General features: G+C 52.7%; 1 pseudogene. It reads left to right on the top strand.

Features of this window, described 5'->3' with window-relative positions:
- Window positions 1-264, top strand: a pseudogene (locus PPOP_RS23060) (IS630 family transposase); the annotation flags it as partial.

Here is a 264-nt window from a genome sequence, read left to right as displayed (position 1 = left end):
CAGCGTGTCCCGATTGCTGGCCGCCCAAGACTTGCAACCACATAAAGTCCGTTATGATCTGGAACGCCGCGATCCAGAGTTCGATGCAAAACGGACGGAAGTGCTTTGCGTCTATCAGCAAGTCGAATACATTCTGGAGAACGAAGAAATAAAACCGCTCTGCGACGTTCATTTGTCCTACGACGAGAAACCTGGCATTCAGGCGATCGGCAATACCGCCGAGGATTTGCCTCCCGTCGCCGGGAAACATTCCACCATAGAAGC

Source organism: Paenibacillus popilliae ATCC 14706 (assembly GCF_000315235.1).
GTDB lineage: Bacteria > Bacillota > Bacilli > Paenibacillales > Paenibacillaceae > Paenibacillus_B > Paenibacillus_B popilliae.
The sequence above is the reverse complement of the archived record's forward strand: the minus strand, read 5'-3'. Positions and strand labels throughout refer to the sequence as shown.